Source organism: Halomonas sp. (assembly GCF_041689495.1).
GTDB lineage: Bacteria > Pseudomonadota > Gammaproteobacteria > Pseudomonadales > Halomonadaceae > Halomonas.
Window position 1 is genome coordinate 1 of record NZ_JBDNGD010000481.1, and the last position, 1436, is coordinate 1436.

Sequence of the window (1436 nt, forward strand, 5' to 3'; positions counted from 1 at the left end):
GCGTCGGGCAAGTCGACGGTGGCGCGGGCCTTCGCGGCGTTGGGCGTTCCCTGGGTGGATGCCGATGATGTGGCGCGGGAGGTGGTCGAGCCCGGCGAGCCGGCGCTGGCCGATATTGTCGCGCGCTATTCAGGCGACAGGGGCGAGCGGGTCCTGCTCGGGGATGGCCGCCTGGATCGCCGGGCGCTGCGCGAGATCATCTTCGCCGAGCCAGACGAACGCCGCTGGCTGGAATCGGTGACCCATCCGCGTATCCGCGAACGCCTGATCGCCCACATGGCGCGCCTCCAGGCCGAGGGCGCGCCCTATGTGCTGCTGGTTTCGCCCTTGCTGCTCGAATCCGGCCAGGCGGCGCTGTGCGACCGTATCCTGGTGATCGACGTGTCCGAGGCCGTGCAGATCCAGCGCACCAGCGCCCGGGACGACGTGGACGAGGCCCAGGCCCGGGCAATCGTCGCCGCCCAGATGCCCCGCCAAGAGCGGCTGGCCCTGGCCGACGAGGTGATCGACAATAGGTGTGATGAACAGACGATGGCCGCTCGGGTCCAGGAACTCGACAGGCAATTTCGCCGGCTTTCCGCAGAGAAAGGCAAATGATTCGCCTTACAGAGACTGGTTAAACGACCTATAATCAGGTCACAACGATCGGAGGAGACGATCATGCCCCACACCATCCTGGCCAATACGACAGCGAGCATTTCGGAGCTGAAGAAGAACCCGATGGCAACCGTTGCCGCGGGAGACGGTTTCCCCGTGGCCGTTCTGAACCGCAACGAGCCGGCCTTTTATTGCATCCCGGCGGCGGCCTACGAGGAGTTGCTCGACAAACTCGAGGATAGCGAACTCAACCGTATCGCCGACGAGCGTCGTTCTCAGCCGGAAGTCACGGTGTCACTGGATGACCTATGAGCTGCGTTTTCGCACTGAAGCGCTAAAGGAATGGCGTAAGCTCGACAAGAGCGTTCGACTCCAGTTCAAGAAGAAGCTCATGGCCATTCTCGAAAGTCCTGACCTTCCTTCCGCGCGCCTGTCGGGAAGTCACAACCGCTACAAGATCAAGCTGCGCAGTTCCGGCTTCCGCCTGGTCTATGAGGTTCGCGACCAGGACCTCGTCGTCCTGGTGGTGGCCATCGGGAAGCTCGAGCGTAACGACGCTTACCGCAAAGCCGACCAACGCCATTAGAGGATCACCATGTCATCTCGGACATCCCAACGCCCCCTGGAAGTCGCCTGCCCATCCTGCGGCAAGACGGTCGCCTGGCGAGAAGAGAATCGTTACCGCCCCTTCTGCAGTGAACGCTGCAAGGTCATCGACCTGGGCGCCTGGGCCGATGAGTCCCATCGCATCGCCGGGGAGTCGGCCATGGATGGCATGGACATCGACGCCTTGCTGGCCCGGGCCGACCGGGACGACCTCCCCCAGTGAACCCAGTGAA

At 63.4% G+C, this 1436-nt stretch carries 4 protein-coding genes; all 4 read left to right on the forward strand.

All coding sequences use genetic code 11. The annotated features are described in order from the left end of the window. The coding region (gene coaE / locus ACESMD_RS14545; RefSeq protein ID WP_372614387.1) for a dephospho-CoA kinase at positions 1 to 597 on the forward strand (597 nt) is incomplete at its 5' end. Between the two features lie 63 nt (positions 598 to 660). Further along, entirely contained in the window at positions 661 to 909 is a 249-nt protein-coding gene (locus tag ACESMD_RS14550) for a type II toxin-antitoxin system Phd/YefM family antitoxin (RefSeq protein WP_372614389.1), read from the forward strand. Further along, a complete protein-coding gene (locus ACESMD_RS14555; protein ID WP_372614391.1) occupies positions 899 to 1183 on the forward strand; it encodes a type II toxin-antitoxin system RelE/ParE family toxin in 285 nt (94 codons plus the stop codon). The genes ACESMD_RS14550 and ACESMD_RS14555 overlap by 11 nt, the downstream gene beginning before the upstream one ends. Before the next feature lie 9 nt (positions 1184 to 1192). Next, entirely contained in the window at positions 1193 to 1426 is a 234-nt protein-coding gene (yacG, locus tag ACESMD_RS14560; RefSeq protein ID WP_372614393.1) for a DNA gyrase inhibitor YacG, read from the forward strand. Positions 1427 to 1436: the final 10 nt, after the last annotated feature.